This window comes from Acaryochloris thomasi RCC1774 (assembly GCF_003231495.1).
In the GTDB taxonomy this organism is placed as follows: Bacteria; Cyanobacteriota; Cyanobacteriia; order Thermosynechococcales; family Thermosynechococcaceae; genus RCC1774.
Genome location: NZ_PQWO01000071.1, coordinates 1 through 1073 on the forward strand (window position 1 = coordinate 1; position 1073 = coordinate 1073).

Below are 1073 nucleotides of genomic sequence, written 5' to 3' on the forward strand. Positions count from 1 at the left end.
TGATTTTAACTGGAACAATCTTGATCCTTCAAGTCTTACCTCAACTGTAGGTACTGCGGCCTCTTCTGACCTGACAAGTGCCGACACCAAACGAAAGTCAGTTTTAGCGGCACTCGGCTTTACTGCTGAGGAAATACCCTCAAACACCGGTCTGCAAGACAGAGTGAATGGAATATCATCAATATATGTCTCAACCACTGCAAACAGCTAAAAGGCATGAGTAACACAACGAACGAAAAAGTATCTTTTCTGAGCGATCATCAGCCTGCACTGAAATCAGATGATTATACCATTACAGTTGAGCAGCAACGAGAGAATATCCCGGGTGATGCAAGTCCTACTTTTACTGCTTCCAAGACAATTTTTGTAGGGGGAGAACGCTTTACCATTCCAAAAGCTAAGGTCTATTCCTGCTTTCCGCCTCCTGCAAGTCTGGGAGACCATTCCAATGACCTGCCGCACATTATGCTCACCAGGAGTACCCTGCCCTGGGAACGTTTCGCCCAAACCGGTAATCTGACTCGTCCCTGGATGTTCCTTTTTGTTTTTGATGATGATGATATCAAGGCCGGTAATGTTAAGATTTCCACAACGACCATTGGTGGGACAGGAGCAATACAGTTAGCAGATCCTGCTGAACCACCAACCAGTACATCAGATACTATCAATCTGAAAAAGGAAACCGGAGATACGGCCTTAGCTGGCACCAAGGTGAATACAGTTGAAATCAACAGTGGTTGGGCGAATACTAATAAGATATTGCCTGATAACAAGGATCTGGCATTGATGACCGGGGTTAGGCAAAACGAATTCCCAATTCCTATAATCAATATGGGTCCCTTCGGTTCTGAAAGTAACCAGACGGTATATGTTGATTCATCTGAATTGGCCATGTGCGTTGCTAACCGACTGCCCACACCGGGGGTAAAAAGCTATGCTCATTTGCTCTCGCTTGAAAACCGCTTTGGTGCCGATGAAGATACCATCACCCTCAACCAGGACAGTGGTACCGGTACTTATACTTCATTCATCAGCCTCACGGATTGGTCTTTTACCTGTGTGGCAGACAGTGG

At 45.8% G+C, this 1073-nt stretch carries 1 protein-coding gene and 1 pseudogene; both read left to right on the forward strand.

Going from position 1 to position 1073, the window contains the following annotated elements:
• Positions 1 to 211 (forward strand): hypothetical protein (locus tag C1752_RS29635; RefSeq protein ID WP_233501926.1); only part of this gene is annotated, 211 nt, incomplete at its 5' end.
• A 5-nt stretch (positions 212 to 216) separates the two neighbouring features.
• Positions 217 to 1073, forward strand: a pseudogene (locus C1752_RS27970) (hypothetical protein); the annotation flags it as partial.